We start from the raw sequence: 16896 nt of genomic DNA on the forward strand, positions 1-16896 counted from the left end.
AATCGGTGGAGCTGCATGACAAGGTCATCGGGCATTATCTGAACATAAAACACTATCAGTAAGTTGGAGTCATTACCAGGGAAAGCAATTCTGACAGCGCCCCCTATACGTTATTAAAAAACTATGCTGACAGATTTAAAAAATATTCAGCAGAAGAGCAGTACGAAATTGATTTTCAACATCGACTGGTAAACAGAAATTGTTATTTAGATAAATATGGCGATGCACGAATCAATGCTTCTTATACACAATTAGAAATAAAACACTCACAACCCAAAAATAGAGCATCCGGCAAAAGAGTGAGTTAACATCATTGTTAATCAATTCGACCAGTCAGTAAATATGCTGACTGGTCGAACATAATTTGCTAAAAAGTCATCACTGACTGATGTCAGTCCCACCATCTGCCAGTTCAATCTACGGGTATTTCCAGCATATCGCGGCACGCGATTGCTGGTCTGTTGATGTAGTGGATTGTAGTTGCTGACTTTTCTTACCCTCAGATTTCTGCCCCACTTGTCAATTCAATCTGCCAATAAATAACATAATTATATTTTTATTCCTCACAGAAATTCCTTTTTAAAAATAGCGAACCCACTGTAAAAAACACTTTTTGTATACCTCTACCAAGCGTAATAAAATAAACGCTCATAATTCATTATAAATAATAATGAAATGACGCCTTTTATTGATAATTTACATATGAAAAAATTTTCCTTTTGTTATATTATTTCTGTTTTCACTCCCTCTGATTATTTTTACCAACCCTGGGTCACTGCATTATCGCCAACGCCCCGACACGTAAGTCCTGAGCAATTAGAAAAAACAGTTCGTTATCTTACACAAACTGTGCATCCACGTAATGCCGGCAATATTGATAATCTGAATAGGTCCGCAGAGTATATAAAAGAGTTCTTTGTCAGTAGCGGTGCCAGAGTTACCGCGCAGGGCGTCCCCGATTGGCTATTACGACTCTGCGCCTGGAAGCCAGAATTACCCTTACCCGGCAATGTCCTGGCTTTATCCCGATCGGGGAGACTTTATTGCTGTGGTCGGCAGAATGCAGGATATCAACGCCGTTCGTCAGGTAAAAGCGGCATTGTTGTCATCCCGGGATTTATCTGTTTATTCTATGAATGCCCCAGGGTTTATTCCCGGTATTGATTTTTCTGATCACCTCAATTATTGGCAACACGATATTCCCGCCGTAATGATTACTGACACCGCTTTTTATCGTAATAAACAATACCACTTGCCCGGTGATACCGCAGACAGATTGAATTATCAGAAAATGGCTCAGGTGGTAGATGGTGTTATAACCTTGTTATACAACAGTAAATAATAAAAATTTCTCGAGGCGGGTCCAGAAACAGCGACATGTACATTTTATTTTCCCTCGTCTGTTTTAAGATGCGAAACATAAAATTCAATGGAGGAAAAATAAATGGGAATGATTGGCTATTTTGCAGAAATTGACTCAGAAAAGATTAACCAACTGCTTGAGTCTACTGAAAAACCTTTGATGGATAATATACATGACACGCTTTCAGGATTACGCCGACTGGAATCACTGGATCGAAGTGAGCTGCGTAAACAGTTTTCCATTAAGCGACTCAATGAAATGGAGATTTATCCGGGAGTGACCTTTTCAGAAGAGTTAGAGGGGCAACTCTTTGCCTCGATCATGCTTGATATGGAAAAGCTGATTAGCGCGTATCGACGTATGCTGCGACAAGGGAATCATGCGCTGACGGTTATTGTTGGGTGATGGTGTCAGAGCGCCAAAAAAAACCGCCGAACATGTCGGCGGCTTTCTGACTTACAAACTAACAGTTTACATCAGCGGCATTGCTAACCGCACAATACTAATCAGCGGTTGTGGCCATACACCCAGCACCAGTACCAACAGTGCAGAAATCAGCACCACGATACCGCCCGCGCTGTACTGCCAGTTTGACGGTGCATCGCGACCCGGTTGTTCCGGTGCGTGCAGGTACAGGCTCACCGCCACGCGCAGGTAGTAGTAGAGGCCGATTGCCGAACCGACAACCACGGCACCCACCAGCCACCACAAGTGTGCCTGGACACCGACCGCCAGCACGTAGAACTTACCGATAAAGCCCAGCGTCATCGGGATACCGGCCAGAGACAGCATCATCACCGTCATCACTGCCGCGAGGATCGGACGATGCCAGAACAGACCGCGGTAAGAGAACAGGGAATCAGCATCCGGGCCACGATACGGGCTGGACATCAGGCTGACCACGCCGAACGCGCCGAGGCTGCTGAACAGATAACCGGCCAGGTAAACCCCTACCGCTTCCATCGACATCTCGCCGGTTTGCAGCGCAATCAGCGCCACCAGCAGATAGCCGAGGTGAGAGATAGATGAGTAACCGAGCAGACGTTTGATGTTGGTCTGGCTCAACGCCATCAGGTTACCGAAGATGATGGAGGCAAAGGCGATAATCGCCAGTACTACGCGAATCGCTTCGCTGTCACCCACCGGTGCGTAGAGGAACAGACGCATCACCACACCGAAGATAGCGATTTTGCTCGCCGTCGCCAGGAAAGTGGAAACCGGCGCAGGCGCGCCCTGGTATACGTCTGGCGTCCACAGGTGGAACGGCACCAGAGAGAGTTTGAAGCCGAGGCCAACAATCATCATGCCGAAACCTGCCAGCAACAGCGGCTCGTTGAGCATACCGTCGCCGAGGTTTTTACCCAGCGCGACAAACGACAGGTCGCCAGACTGCGCATACACCAGCGCCATACCGAACAGCAGGAAAGAAGACGCTGCGGCAGAAAGGATGGTGTATTTGATACTGGCTTCCAGCGAACGTTTCTGGCGGAAAGCGTAACCGACCAGGCCAAACAGCGGCAAAGAGATCAGTTCAATACCGAGGAACAGAGACGCCAGATGGTTTGCATTCGCCAGCAGGATCCCGCCCAGCGCGGCAATTAACACCAACAGGTAGAACTCATCCTTGTTGTCGTTATAGCCTTCAAGCCACGGGTAGGCGAAAGTACAGGTGGCGAGGCTCGCCAACAATACCAGCCCGGTGTAAAGCATGGCGAAACCATCAACGCGCATCAGCGGCGTAACGTCCATAGCGCCCGCCTGGCCAACAAACCAGAGCGAAACCAGCGCCGCGTTAAGCCCAATAACCGAGAGCGTAGCGTTGAGGAAATGATTGCGTCGCCACGCAATGGAGAGCATCACAACCACCACCGTCAAGCCGACGATCAGCAACGGTAGCAGTGCGATCAGGTTTTGTGGAGTTATTGTCATGGCGATTTACGGCCTTGTAGTAGTAACGGAATTAACAAACCACTGCTGGATATTGCCAATCGCGGAGTGCGAGGTATCCAGAATCGGCTGCGGATAGAAGCCCAGCAGTACCAGCAGCACCACCAGCAACAGGATCATAAACAGCTCACGCAGCGACATCCCTGGCAGTTCCTGGCTGGCAATCTGGCTTTTCGCTTTACCGAAGTAAGCGCGATGCAACATCGCCAGCGAATAAACAGATGCAAAGACCAGCCCAAAGGTAGAGATAACGGTAATCACCGGGACAACCTGGAAGCTGCCGAACAGAATCATAAATTCGCCGACGAAGTTACCGGTGCCAGGCATCCCAAGCGTTGCCACCGCAAAGAACAGCGACAGTGCTGGCAGCCATTTCATCTTGCTCCACAGACCGCCCATCATGCGCATGTCGCGGGTATGGATACGTTCATAAAGCTGACCGCAGAGAATAAACAGACCCGCCGCCGACAAGCCGTGCGCAATCATCTGGATTACCGCGCCCTGGTAGGCCAACTGGCTGCCGGTGTAGATTGCAATCAGCACGAAGCCCATGTGGGAAACCGAGGTGTAGGCGATCAGACGTTTGATATCGGTCTGAGCGAAGGTCATCCACGCACCGTAGAAGATGCCGATAACACCCAGCCACATAGCGATTGGCGCGAACTCTGCCGACGCGTTCGGGAACAGCGGCAGGGAGAAACGCAACAAACCGTAAGCGGCGGTTTTCAGCAAGATCCCCGCGAGGTCCACGGAACCGGCGGTCGGAGCCTGGGAGTGCGCATCCGGCAGCCAGCCATGCAGCGGAACCACCGGCATTTTGACTGCGAAGGCGATGAAGAAGCCCAGCATCAACAGATATTCCACACCACTGGACATTGGCGTATTCAGCAGCTCTTCATAGTTGAAGGTCCAGACGCCGGTCGCATTGTAGTGAACAAAAACCAGCGCCAGGATGGCGATCAACATCACCAGACCACTCGCCTGGGTGTAAATGAAGAACTTGGTTGCCGCCGTGATACGCGTTTTACCGTCAGAGGCTTTATGCCCCCACAGTGCGATCAGGAAGTACATCGGCACCAGCATCATTTCCCAGAAGAAGAAGAACAGGAACATGTCGATGGCAAGGAACACGCCGATAACGCCGCCCAGGATCCACATCAGGTTGAGGTGGAAGAAGCCCTGATATTTTTCGATCTCTTTCCACGAACATAGTACCGCCAGCACACCGAGCAGACCGGTCAGCACGACCATCAGCAGCGACAGACCGTCAATGGCGAGATGAATAGAGATACCAAAACGCGGGATCCACGGCATGTCGAATTCAGACTGCCACTGCGGAATTCCGGCGGATTGCGTCAGTGAATAACCGCCCTGCAACCACAGTTGCAGCGACAGCGCCAGCGTCAATCCCATGGTGATCAGCGCGATCCAGCGTGGCACCTTGACGCCAAAGCGTTCGGTCTGCCAGCACAGGAAGCCGCCAATAAAGGGAATTAATATTAGCCAGGGTAGTAACATGGCGATCTTTATTCCTTGTAAAAGTCCCGTCAGGACCGGATTTTCAACGAATTCTCACGACAGAAAATTCTCTTCGGACTGGGGGTAGTGTCGGATGCGCCGCGAAGGCAGCTTATCCGACCTACGTTCTTATATGCCCAGGGGCAATCCCACAATCCTTAACTCAACGCAGTACCATCAACAGTGCCAGCACCACGACCGCACCGATGCTCATGGATGCCACATACCAGCGCAGATAACCGTTCTCGCTTAACAGCAGACCTTTACCTGCAAAGCGGGAAAGAACCGCCGGGATGTTCATCATTGAGTTCAGCGGATCGCGTTTCAGCAACCAGGCAATACCCAGGAACGGCTTGACGAACACTTTGTCGTACAGCCAGTCAAAGCCCCAAGCGTTGTACCACCAGGTACTCAGCAGGCGGCCCGGCGCACTGTTGGCGATGGAGGTCACCAGAGAACGTTTACCCAGCCACAGCCAGGCTGCCAGCAGAATGCCGACCACCGCGACCACGCCAGAGGTAATTTCCAGGGTCAACATGCTGCCGTGCGCCAGTTCCGTCGTTTGCGGAAGCACGCCCTGCAGCGGCGGTACAATCAGTGCGCCAACGAAGGTGGAAAGGATCAGCAGCACAATCAGCGGCAGGCTGTGAGTTACCCCTTTCACGGCGTGAGCGTGAATTTGTTCTTTTCCGTGGAAGACGATGAAAATCATACGGAAGGTGTAGAGCGAGGTCATAAACGCACCGACCAGACCTGCCACCATCAGATTGATATGACCATTCGCCATCGCACCCGCGAGGATCTCATCCTTACTGAAGAAGCCCGCAGTGACCAGCGGCAGTGCCGACAGTGCTGCGCCGCCCACCAGGAAGCAGAGATAAACCAGCGGAATAGATTTACGCAGACCGCCCATCTTGAAGATGTTCTGTTCGTGATGGCAGGCCAGAATGACGGAACCGGATGCCAGGAACAGCAGCGCTTTAAAGAACGCGTGAGTCATCAAGTGGAAAATCGCCGCATCCCATGCCTGCACGCCAAGCGCGAGGAACATGTAGCCAATCTGGCTCATGGTAGAGTAAGCGAGAACACGTTTGATGTCGGTCTGTACCAGCGCGGCAAAACCGGCCAGCAGCAGCGTAACCGCCCCGACAATACCCACCAGATGCAGAACTTCCGGCGTCATCAGGAACAGGCCGTGGGTACGGGCGATCAGGTAGACACCCGCGGTTACCATCGTTGCGGCGTGGATCAGCGCGGAGACAGGCGTCGGGCCCGCCATCGCGTCAGCAAGCCATGTCTGCAACGGCAACTGCGCAGATTTACCGACCGCACCGCCCAGCAGCATCAGCGTCGCCCACATCAGCATGTTATTGCCGTCAGCAAAGTGCGCTGGTGCCAGTTCCACCATATCGCGGAAGTTCAGGGTGCCCAGTTCGTTGTAAAGAATGAACAGTGCGAAAGCGAGGAAAACGTCACCCACACGGGTCACGACGAACGCTTTCATTGCTGCTGCGCCATTCTTCGGATCGGTGTAATAGAAACCGATCAGCAGATAGGAGCACAGGCCCACGCCTTCCCAGCCGAGGTACATCAGCAGCAGGTTATCGGCGAGAACCAGAACTACCATGCTGGCGATGAACAGGTTGGTGTAGGCGAAGAAGCGAGAGTAGCCCTCTTCACCGCGCATGTACCAGGAGGCGTACATGTGAATAAGGAAACCCACACCAGTGACCACCGAGAGCATGGTCAGCGACAGGCCGTCCAGCACCAGGTTAAAACCGATGTTAAAGTCGCCTACCGACATCCACGTCCACAGCGGCTGGCTGTATGCCTGCTCGCCGTTAGCGAAGAAATCAACGCCGATAAAGGCGGTTACCAGCGCCGCCAGGCCCACAGAGCCAACGCCGACGATCGCCGAAACGTTTTCAGACCAGCGCCCACGGGAGAACGCCAGCAGGACGAAGCCAATCAATGGCAAAATAATGGTTAAGGCAAGCATGTTCATCCGCGCATCTCACTTACTGAATCGATGTTCAGGTTCTGGCGACGACGGTGAAGTTGCAGCAGCAGCGCAAGGCCGATACTCGCTTCTGCCGCCGCGAGGCTGATGGCGAGAATGTACATCACCTGACCGTCGGTCTGACCCCAGTAGCTTCCGGCGACCACAAAGGCCAGCGCGGAGGCGTTAATCATGATTTCCAGACCAATCAGCATAAACAGCAGATTGCGACGGATAACCAGACCGGTTAAGCCAAGAACGAATAAGATTGCCGCGAGGATCAGTCCATGTTGTAAGGGGATCATGCGTGCTCCTCCGTTTTTCTTTTCGCGCTGTCGTCTTTACGATTGCTCAGCACTTCACCCGCACGCTCTTCACGACCGACGTGGAAGGCCACAACCAGACCCGCGAGCAGCAGCATAGAAGCCAGTTCCACCGCCAGTACGTAAGGCCCGAACAGCGTAATACCCACTGCTTTAGCACTGATTGGCGTACCGTCGATACCCTGATCGTTAACACCGAGGATGGCGTAAACAATCACCACCAGCATGATGGCCGACAAAATTGCCGGGCCAATCCACACCTGCGGTTTCAGCCACTGGCGTTCCTGTTCGATTTCTGAACCGCCCAGGTTGAGCATCATCACCACGAACACGAACAGCACCATAATGGCACCCGCGTAGACGATAATTTCCAGCGCACCGGCGAAGTAAGCGCCTAGTGAGAAGAACACCCCGGAAATCGCCAGCAGCGAAATAATCAGGTACAGCAGTGCGTGTACCGGATTGGTATGGGTGATCACTCGCAAGGTCGCAAGTATGGCTATCAGGCCACAGATATAAAAAGCGAACTCCATTGCCCCTCTCCTTACGGTAACAGGCTCTTGACGTCGATAGGCTTGGCTTCGTTCTCTGCTTCGCCCTTATCTTTGCCGTCGATTGCCATACCTGCCATCCGGTAGAAGTTATATTCCGGGTATTTGCCCGGACCGGAGATCAGCAGATCCTCTTTCTCGTAAACCAGATCCTGGCGCTTGTATTCCCCCATTTCGAAATCCGGGGTTAACTGAATCGCCGTGGTCGGACAGGCTTCTTCGCACAGACCACAGAAAATGCAGCGTGAGAAGTTAATGCGGAAAAATTCCGGATACCAGCGACCGTCTTTGGTTTCTGCTTTTTGCAGCGAGATACAGCCGACCGGGCAGGCTACCGCACAGAGGTTACAGGCTACGCAACGCTCTTCGCCGTCCGGGTCGCGGGTCAGAACGATACGACCACGATAACGGGGCGGCAGATAGACCGGCTCTTCCGGGTACATTCGCGTTTCGCGTTTGGCGAACGCGTGCAGGCCGATCATCCAGATACTACGAACCTGGGTGCCGAAACCTACTAACAATTCTTTTAAGGTCATGGTCTTATTGCCCCTTATTGCGCCTGCCAGAGAATGACAGCCGCCGTTACCAGCAAGTTGATCAGCGTCAGCGGCAGGCAGATTTTCCAGCCGAAGGACATTACCCGGTCATAACGCGGACGCGGTAACGACGCACGAATCAAAATGAACATCATCATAAAGAACGCGGTTTTCAGCGCGAACCAGATGAATGGCGGTAACAACGGGCCTTGCCAGCCACCGAAGAACAGCGTCACCATCAATGCAGAGATGGTCACAATCCCGATGTACTCACCCACGAAGAACAGACCGAACTTCATACCGGAATATTCAATGTGGTAACCATCCGCCAGTTCCTGCTCGGCTTCCGGCTGGTCAAACGGGTGACGGTGACACACCGCCACGCCCGCGATGGCAAAGGTAATAAAACCAAAGAATTGCGGGATGACGTTCCACACATGCGCCTGGCTGTTGACGATGTCGGTCATGTTGAATGAACCGGCCTGCGCCACCACGCCCATCAGGGAAAGCCCGAGGAACACTTCGTAGCTCAGGGTCTGCGCAGAAGCACGCATCGCACCCAGCAGCGAGTATTTGTTGTTACTTGACCAGCCCGCAAACAGCACCGCGTAAACCGCCAGACCTGCCATCATCAGGAAGAACAAAATCCCGATGTTCAGGTCGGCAACCACCCAACCCGGACTGACTGGCACAATTGCAAAGGCCAGCAGCAGCGAGGTAAAGGCAATCATCGGTGCCAGGGTAAAGATGACGCGATCCGAGAATTTCGGGATCCAGTCTTCTTTAAAGAACATTTTGATCATGTCCGCAACCAGCTGGAGCGAACCGCCCCAGCCAACACGGTTAGGTCCATAACGGTTCTGGAACAGACCCAGCAGGCGACGTTCGCCAAAGCTCATGAATGCCCCACAGGTGACAACCACCAGCAGGATCACCACCGCTTTGAGGATGGTCAGCAGGATCTCAATCAGTTCCGGTGATATCCAACTCATTGTTGTGCCTCCTTGAGATCCTCAAGATGCGCGCCAGCCAGCACCGGAGCAATGCCGGACATACCCATCGGCAAGCCCACCTGCCCTGCCGTCAGTCCTTCGGCGATTTCAACCGGCAGCGTGACCGTGTTGCCATCGTAACTAAAGGAGACGCGTGTACCTGCGTTCACACCCAACTTCGCGGCATCCGCTGGGTTGAGTTTGATGTACGGCTGCGGCATACGGCTCTGGAAGACCGGAGCACGCTGTGACAATTCATCGCTGCCAAACAGGTGGTAGTACGGCGCGATACGCCATTTCCCGTCCTGCGGCTGGAAGCGTGCCGGTACGCTGGTGAAGTAATCCAGACCGTTTTCGCTGGTTTCAAACAGACGCACGCCCGGATCGCCAAAGCGCAGTTTGCCGCCCACTTCGTCCTGGAATTTGTTCCACGCCTGCGGGGAGTTCCAGCCCGGCGCCCAGGCAAACGGCACTTGCGAACGGTGCGCGGTCGGCTGGTTGTTACCTTCCATCGAGAAGGTGAACATGGTGTCAATATCCTGCGGCTGACGCGGCTCATGAACGCTGATATTGGCGCGCATGGCGGTACGACCGCTGTAACGGTGCGGTTCACGGGCCAGTTTCTGCCCACGAATACGGAATGTCGCATCCGGCGCAGCATCTTTGATACCCGCCAGTTCTGGGATTTTCGCCACAACAGCGTCAATTACATGGTCGAGCTGCGTCCAGTCCACTTCACGGCTCAGCAAGGTGCTGTGCAGCGAGTGCAGCCAGCGCCAGCTTTCCAGCATGACAGTTTTGCTGTCGTAATAAGCCGGATCGTAAACCTGGAAGAAACGTTGGGCGCGACCTTCATTATTAATTACCGTACCGTCGCTTTCAGCAAAGCTGGCAGAGGAAAGCACCAGATGGGCGTTTTCCATGATCGCTGTGCGTTGATGATCAACCACCATCACCAGCGGCGCTTTAGCCAGCGCAGCATTCACGCGGGTAGCAGAAGCGTAACGATGCAGATCGTTTTCCAACACCACCACCGCGTCGGCGCGTCCGGTTTCCAGTTCGGTTAACGCTTCTTCAAGCGAACCGCCACCCATAATGCCCAGCCCCATGCTGTTGACGGAACGGGCAATCATGGTGATACCAACGTCAGCGCCGCGACCTTTCAGGGCTTTCGCGACGTTAGCCGCAGCCTGAATCACCTCTATGCTACCGGCGTTCGTCCCGGAGATAATCAACGGTTTCTTCGCACCTGCCAGTGCCTGCACGATGACGTCGATTTTGTTTTGCAGCTCAGGTTCGATACCGTCAACCGCTGGTGCGGAGTTATCCAGCGCATGGGCGATGGCAAAACCTAAACGCGCCTGATCTTCAACCGGTGCGCGGTAAGTCCACGCCGCGATATCATCCAGACGAGTGTCATCAACGTTGGTAACAAACAGCGGATGCTTCGCACGTTGACCGATGTTGAGGATTGCCGCAATCTGCCAGTCAGCCACTTTCTGTGCTGCAGCCATTTCGCGCGCTTTACCTTTCACCGCCTGACGCACTGCCAGTGCGACGCGCGCGCCGGTCTGGGTAACGTCTTCGCCCAGCACCAGTACCGCATCGTAAGATTCGATTTCGCGCAGAGCCGGAGTATAAATGCCGCCTTCACGCAGCACTTTCAGCGCCAGTTGCAGACGTTCCTGCTCACCGTGAGCGATACCGGTGTAGAAGTTTTCTTCGCCCACCAGTTCACGCAGCGCAAAGTTGCTTTCCACGCTGGCACGCGGAGAACCAATACCGATCACTTTCTTCGACTGACGCAGAATATCTGCCGCGCCCTGCATTGCCTGTTCGGCGTTGAGGGTAATGAAATCATCGCCACGACGCTGTACTGGCTGACGCGGACGATCCTTCAGGTTGACGTAACCGTAACCGAAACGACCACGGTCGCAGAGGAAGTAGTGGTTTACCGTACCGTTGTAACGGTTTTCGATACGACGCAGTTCGCCGTAACGTTCACCGGGGCTGATGTTACAGCCGATGGAACATTGCTGGCAGATGCTCGGCGCAAACTGCATATCCCATTTACGGTTGTAACGCTCGGAGTGCGTTTTGTCGGTAAATACGCCGGTCGGGCAAATTTCGACCAGGTTACCGGAAAATTCGCTTTCCAGCGTGCCGTCTTCCGGGCGACCGAAGTAGACGTTGTCGTGCGCGCCATAAACGCCCAGATCTGTACCGTCAGCGTAATCTTTGTAGTAACGCACACAGCGGTAGCAGGCGATGCAGCGGTTCATTTCGTGAGAGATGAATGGCCCCAAATCCTGATTACGGTGGGTACGTTTGGTGAAACGGTAGCGACGGAAGCTGTGTCCGGTCATCACGGTCATATCCTGAAGATGGCAGTTACCGCCTTCTTCACATACCGGACAGTCGTGCGGGTGGTTGGTCATTAACCACTCGACCACACTTTCACGGAACTGTTTCGCTTCTTCGTCGTCAATGGAAATAAAGGTGCCATCGGAAGCCGGTGTCATACAGGACATCACCAGGCGACCACGCGTGTCTTCCGCGTTTTGGTATTGCTTCACCGCACACTGGCGGCAAGCACCGACGCTTCCCAGCGCCGGATGCCAGCAAAAGTAAGGAATATCAAGGCCCAGAGACAGACAAGCTTCCAGCAGGTTGTCCGCTCCGTTGACCTCGTATTCTTTGCCGTCTACATGAATTGTAGCCATTAGCATGCTTCCAGTTTTCTCGGTCAGGGACCGAGCGTTAATCGAAATTCGGTTACCAGCGCTCTTTCAGCAGGTTCGGCTGAATCCCATTAATCAAATGGGTATTGCTGAACGGCTGTTTGATTCCCGCCTCAAATTCTTCGCGGAAATATTTGATGGCGCTCTGTAACGGCTCCACTGCACCAGGTGCGTGGGCACAGAAAGTTTTACCCGGGCCTAAGAATCGACACAGTTGCTCAAGTGTTTCGATATCGCCCGGCTGGCCTTCGCCACGCTCCAGCGCACGCAGAATTTTCACGCTCCACGGCAGACCGTCGCGGCACGGCGTACACCAGCCGCAGGACTCACGGGCGAAAAACTCTTCCAGGTTACGCACCAGCGACACCATGTTGATCTCATGGTCAACCGCCATCGCCAGCGCCGTACCCAGACGGCTGCCCGCTTTACCGATACTTTCGAATTCCATCGGCAGATCAAGGTGCGCTTCGGTCAGGAAGTCAGTCCCCGCGCCGCCTGGCTGCCAGGCTTTAAATTTCAGACCATCACGCATACCACCGGCGTAATCTTCGAGGATCTCGCGTGCGGTGGTGCCGAACGGCAGTTCCCACAGTCCCGGATTTTTCACCCGACCGGAGAAGCCCATCAGCTTGGTGCCAGCATCTTTACTTTTCGAGATGTTCTGATACCACTCCACGCCGTTAGCGAGGATCGCCGGAACGTTACACAGGGTTTCGACGTTGTTGACACAGGTCGGTTTGCCCCATACGCCGGAGGTTGCCGGGAAGGGGGGTTTCGAGCGTGGGTTAGCACGACGCCCTTCCAGGGAGTTGATTAACGCTGTTTCTTCCCCGCAGATGTAGCGCCCTGCCCCGGTATGGACGAACAGTTCGAAGTCGAAACCTGTTCCCATAATGTTTTTGCCAAGCAAGCCCGCTTCAGTGGCTTCGGCAATGGCGCGGCGCAGATTTACTGCCGCTTCGATATATTCGCCACGCAGGAAGATGTAGCCACGGTAAGCTTTCAGCGCAAACGCGGAGATGAGCATACCTTCCACCAGCAGGTGCGGCAGTTGCTCCATCAACAGGCGGTCTTTATAGGTGCCCGGCTCCATTTCATCGGCGTTACACAGCAGGTAACGGATGTTCATGGATTCGTCTTTCGGCATCAGGCTCCACTTCAGGCCAGTCGAAAAGCCCGCGCCGCCGCGCCCTTTCAGACCAGCGTCTTTTACCTGATTAACGATTTCGTCCGGAGACAGCCCGGTCAGCGCCTTACGCGCCCCTTCGTAACCGTTTTTGCTGCGGTATTCGTCCAGCCACACTGGCTGTTTGTCATCGCGCAGACGCCAGGTCAGCGGATGCGTTTCGGGAGTACGGATAATGTTTTTCATTTATACCGCTCCAGCAGTTCAGGGATCGCTTCCGGGGTCAGATGCGCGTGAGTGTCCTCATCGATCATCATGTTTGGCCCTTTATCACAGTTCCCCAGGCAGCAAGTTGGCAGCAGCGTAAAGCGGCCATCAAATGTCGTTTGCCCTGGTTTGATGTTCAGCTTTTTCTCGAGCGCCGCCTGAATACCCTGATACCCGTTGATATGACAGACCACGCTGTCGCAATAACGGATCACATGGCGACCAACCGGCTGGCGGAAGATCTGACTGTAGAACGTTGCCACACCTTCGACGTCGCTTGCCGGAATACCCAGCACATCGGCGATCGCGTGGATCGCACCATCCGGCACCCAGCCACGCTGCTTCTGAACGATTTTCAGCGCTTCAATGGACGCCGCACGCGGGTCTTCGTAGTGGTGCATCTCGTGCTCAATCGCTTCACGCTCTGCCGCACTCAGCTCAAAAGCCTCGGTTTGTGGTTGTTGATTCTCGTGCATAATTAGCGGTCCACATCTGACATAACAAAATCGATACTGCCCAGATAAACAATCAGGTCAGACACCAGGCTGCCGCGGATCGCCGCCGGAATTTGCTGCAAATGCGCATAACTCGGCGTGCGGATACGAGTGCGATAACTCATGGTGCTACCGTCGCTGGTCAGGTAGTAACTGTTGATCCCCTTGGTCGCCTCAATCATCTGGAAAGATTCATTGGCAGGCATCACCGGCCCCCACGACACTTGCAGGAAGTGGGTGATCAGGGTTTCGATATGTTGCAGCGTGCGCTCTTTCGGCGGCGGCGTGGTCAGCGGGTGATCCGCTTTGAACGGGCCTTCCGGCATGTTGTTGAGGCACTGCTCAAGAATGCGCAGACTCTGGCGCAGCTCTTCCACTTTCAGCATTACGCGGGTGTAGCAGTCAGAAACACCACCACCAACCGGGATTTCAAAGTCGAAGTTTTCATAGCCAGAATAAGGACGCGCCTTACGCACGTCGAAGTCGATCCCGGTAGCACGCAGGCCCGCGCCAGTGGTGCCCCACTCCAGCGCCTCTTTCGCGCCATAGGCGGCAACGCCCTGGGAACGACCTTTCAGAATGGTATTTTGCAGCGCCGCTTTCTCGTAAGACGCCAGACGTTTCGGCATCCAGTCGAGGAACTCACGCAGCAGACGATCCCAGCCGCGCGGCAGGTCGTGCGCTACGCCGCCAATACGGAACCACGCCGGGTGCATACGGAAACCCGTGATCGCTTCCACCAGATCGTAAATTTTCTGACGATCGGTAAAGGCGAAGAACACGGGCGTCATTGCGCCGACGTCCTGAATAAAGGTCGAGATGTACAGCAGGTGGCTGTTGATACGGAACAGTTCGGAGAGCATAACGCGAATGACGTTAACGCGATCCGGCACGGTGATCCCGGCCAGTTTCTCTACCGCCAGCACGTAAGGCATTTCGTTAACGCAGCCGCCGAGGTATTCAATACGGTCGGTATACGGAATGTAGCTGTGCCAGGACTGGCGCTCGCCCATTTTCTCCGCACCACGGTGGTGGTAGCCGATGTCTGGTACGCAGTCGACAATCTCTTCGCCGTCGAGTTGTAAAACGATACGGAAAGCCCCGTGCGCCGACGGGTGGTTCGGACCGAGGTTGAGGAACATGAAGTCCTCATTTTCGGTGCCGCGCTTCATCCCCCACTCTTCCGGTTTGAAGGTCAGGGCTTCCATCTCCAGATCCTGTTTGGCTTTGGTCAGCTCAAACGGCGAGAATTCGGTAGCGCGTGCCGGGTAATCTTTACGCAGCGGGTGACCTTTCCAGGTTTGCGGCATCATGATGCGGCGCAGGTTCGGGTGACCGTCGAAAGTAATGCCAAACAGATCCCAGGTTTCACGCTCATACCAGTTAGCGTTCGGGAACAGTTTGGTGAAGGTCGGTACGTGCAGGTCGTTTTCTGCCAGCGCCACCTTCAGCATGATGTCGCGGTTACGATCGATAGAAATCAGATGGTAGAAAACGGAAAAATCCGCGGCAGGTAACCCTTCGCGGTGTGTGCGCAGACGTTCGTCCATGCCGTGTAAGTCAAACAGCATGACGTAAGGTTTCGGCAGTTTCTTTAAGAAATCGCCAACTTCCAGTAATTGTTCACGCTTGATCCACACAACGGGAACCCCGGTGCGAGTCGCCTGAACAGTAAAGGCATCCGGCCCAAAACGGTTGCGCAGTTCGCCAATTACCGGATCATCAAGATGATCGCGGGTCTGCCAGGCGGGTTCTTGCGCGGTTAAGTCGGTCATATTGTTCACCATTGCAAATGGTCCGTGGTGACTGTCGGCGCAGTAAGCTTCGCGAAATAGATTTAGGAATAAGCGAAGAAAAATCCCTTTGCCGACAGGCGCAAATTAAATCTCGTCAGGTGTACGCAGGTTGGTTACGGCAATGCGTTCACCGCGCTTGCGTTCGCGCTCTGATTGCATATTGGCGCGATAAACGCCCTGATCGCCAACCACCCAGGAGAGCGGACGACGTTCTTTGCCGATAGATTCCTGCAACAGCATCAGTGCCTGCATGTACGCTTCAGGACGCGGCGGGCAGCCCGGGATATACACATCAACCGGGATGAATTTATCGACGCCCTGCACAACGGAATAAATATCGTACATACCACCAGAGTTGGCACAGGCACCCATTGAGATAACCCATTTTGGTTCCAGCATCTGGTCATACAGACGCTGAATAACCGGTGCCATTTTGGTAAAGCAGGTTCCTGCAACCACCATCAGGTCAGCCTGACGCGGCGAAGCACGCAATACTTCTGCGCCAAAACGCGCCACGTCATGCACCGCGGTAAACGAAGTCACCATCTCAACGTAACAGCAGGAAAGACCGAAGTTATACGGCCAAATTGAGTTTTTACGACCCCAGTTAACCATGTCATTGAGCTTGCCCATAAACACGTTTTTGTTAACTTCTTGCTCCAGAGGGTCGGTTACGATCTCCTGCTTTTGCAGGGGGTAACGGTCGTTCTCACCGTTGGGATCTATGCGGGTGAGCGTATAATCCATCTTAATGCCTCGCGGTTAGCGTTGACGATTAGCGATACTGTTCGTTTCCGGGTTCATACGCTCGCGGCGTGAACGCGCGGGCGTCCAGTCCAGCGCGCCAATACGCACCAGATAAACCAGACCTGCCAGTAACACAAAAATAAAAATTGCAGCTTCCACAAAGCCTACCCAGCCGCTTTCGCGGATAGAGGTTGACCATGCGAACAGATACAGCGCTTCAACGTCGAAGATAACGAAGAACATGGCCACCAGATAAAACTTGGCGGACAGGCGTAAGCGGGCGGAGCCGACCGAGTCGATACCGGATTCAAACGGCACGTTTTTCGACCTCGCGCGTGCGCGACCGCCTAAAAACCAACCGCCTACCAGCATCAGGCAACACAGGCCAATGGCAACGATAAGAAAGATAGCGAATGCCCAGTGATGAGCGATGACTTCAGTGGATGTTGACATACTCATTGCTTACTCATCAAAAGTAGCGCCAGATTCACTGCTC

The 16896-nt window shown here is 53.9% G+C and carries 15 protein-coding genes and 2 pseudogenes; 4 read left to right on the forward strand and 13 right to left on the reverse strand.

The window, feature by feature from the left end; genetic code table 11:
* The 4 genes and pseudogenes from ABZJ92_RS02820 to ABZJ92_RS02835 all read left to right on the forward strand — a co-directional run.
* Nucleotides 1-62 (forward strand): IS1 family transposase (locus ABZJ92_RS02820; protein WP_071528444.1); only part of this gene is annotated, 62 nt, incomplete at its 5' end.
* 15 nt (nt 63-77) lie between these two features.
* Nucleotides 78-308: pseudogene (locus ABZJ92_RS02825) on the forward strand (deubiquitinase); the annotation flags it as partial.
* A gap of 416 nt (nt 309-724) precedes the next feature.
* Nucleotides 725-1342, forward strand: a pseudogene (locus ABZJ92_RS02830) (zinc-binding metallopeptidase family protein).
* 102 nt (nt 1343-1444) lie between these two features.
* Complete coding sequence (locus tag ABZJ92_RS02835; RefSeq protein ID WP_000525371.1) at nt 1445-1768, forward strand: DUF1877 family protein; 324 nt, start codon at nt 1445-1447, stop codon at nt 1766-1768.
* A 66-nt stretch (nt 1769-1834) separates the two neighbouring features.
* Here the strand turns inward: ABZJ92_RS02835 and nuoN are convergent, their stop codons facing one another.
* From nuoN to nuoA, 13 genes are all read right to left on the reverse strand, one after another.
* The gene (gene nuoN / locus ABZJ92_RS02840; protein WP_000156718.1) at nt 1835-3292 is read right to left on the reverse strand and encodes an NADH-quinone oxidoreductase subunit NuoN; all 1458 of its coding nucleotides are present in this window, start codon (nt 3290-3292) and stop codon (nt 1835-1837) included.
* 6 nt (nt 3293-3298) lie between these two features.
* Nucleotides 3299-4828: an NADH-quinone oxidoreductase subunit M gene (nuoM, locus tag ABZJ92_RS02845; protein ID WP_000926446.1), complete on the reverse strand. Its 1530-nt coding sequence runs from the start codon at nt 4826-4828 to the stop codon at nt 3299-3301.
* A 163-nt stretch (nt 4829-4991) separates the two neighbouring features.
* Entirely contained in the window at nt 4992-6833 is a 1842-nt protein-coding gene (gene nuoL, locus ABZJ92_RS02850; RefSeq protein ID WP_001056596.1) for an NADH-quinone oxidoreductase subunit L, read from the reverse strand.
* Nucleotides 6830-7132, reverse strand: a complete 303-nt coding sequence (nuoK, locus tag ABZJ92_RS02855; RefSeq protein WP_000612644.1) for an NADH-quinone oxidoreductase subunit NuoK — start codon at nt 7130-7132, stop codon at nt 6830-6832. The genes nuoL and nuoK overlap by 4 nt, the downstream gene beginning before the upstream one ends.
* On the reverse strand, nt 7129-7683 hold the full coding sequence (gene nuoJ, locus ABZJ92_RS02860) for an NADH-quinone oxidoreductase subunit J (RefSeq protein WP_000393511.1): 555 nt from the start codon (nt 7681-7683) through the stop codon (nt 7129-7131). Before nuoJ ends, nuoK begins: the two co-directional genes overlap by 4 nt.
* A gap of 11 nt (nt 7684-7694) precedes the next feature.
* On the reverse strand, nt 7695-8237 hold the full coding sequence (gene nuoI / locus ABZJ92_RS02865; RefSeq protein ID WP_000172749.1) for an NADH-quinone oxidoreductase subunit NuoI: 543 nt from the start codon (nt 8235-8237) through the stop codon (nt 7695-7697).
* A gap of 14 nt (nt 8238-8251) precedes the next feature.
* Nucleotides 8252-9229, reverse strand: a complete 978-nt coding sequence (gene nuoH, locus ABZJ92_RS02870; RefSeq protein WP_000118509.1) for an NADH-quinone oxidoreductase subunit NuoH — start codon at nt 9227-9229, stop codon at nt 8252-8254.
* Complete coding sequence (gene nuoG / locus ABZJ92_RS02875) at nt 9226-11952, reverse strand: NADH-quinone oxidoreductase subunit NuoG (RefSeq protein ID WP_005046953.1); 2727 nt, start codon at nt 11950-11952, stop codon at nt 9226-9228. Before nuoG ends, nuoH begins: the two co-directional genes overlap by 4 nt.
* Nucleotides 11953-12004: 52 nt before the next feature.
* Complete coding sequence (gene nuoF, locus ABZJ92_RS02880) at nt 12005-13342, reverse strand: NADH-quinone oxidoreductase subunit NuoF (protein WP_000789502.1); 1338 nt, start codon at nt 13340-13342, stop codon at nt 12005-12007.
* On the reverse strand, nt 13339-13839 hold the full coding sequence (gene nuoE / locus ABZJ92_RS02885) for an NADH-quinone oxidoreductase subunit NuoE (RefSeq protein ID WP_000545042.1): 501 nt from the start codon (nt 13837-13839) through the stop codon (nt 13339-13341). Before nuoE ends, nuoF begins: the two co-directional genes overlap by 4 nt.
* Nucleotides 13840-13841: 2 nt before the next feature.
* Nucleotides 13842-15644: an NADH-quinone oxidoreductase subunit C/D gene (gene nuoC / locus ABZJ92_RS02890; RefSeq protein ID WP_000247878.1), complete on the reverse strand. Its 1803-nt coding sequence runs from the start codon at nt 15642-15644 to the stop codon at nt 13842-13844.
* Nucleotides 15645-15737: 93 nt separating this feature from the next.
* Entirely contained in the window at nt 15738-16400 is a 663-nt protein-coding gene (gene nuoB / locus ABZJ92_RS02895) for an NADH-quinone oxidoreductase subunit NuoB (protein ID WP_000386733.1), read from the reverse strand.
* A 15-nt stretch (nt 16401-16415) separates the two neighbouring features.
* Entirely contained in the window at nt 16416-16859 is a 444-nt protein-coding gene (gene nuoA, locus ABZJ92_RS02900) for an NADH-quinone oxidoreductase subunit NuoA (protein ID WP_000062997.1), read from the reverse strand.
* Between the last annotated feature and the right edge of the window lie 37 nt (nt 16860-16896).

Origin of the sequence: Shigella sp. FJ200513 (assembly GCF_040495915.1) — a bacterium.
Taxonomy (GTDB): Bacteria; Pseudomonadota; Gammaproteobacteria; order Enterobacterales; family Enterobacteriaceae; genus ECMA0423.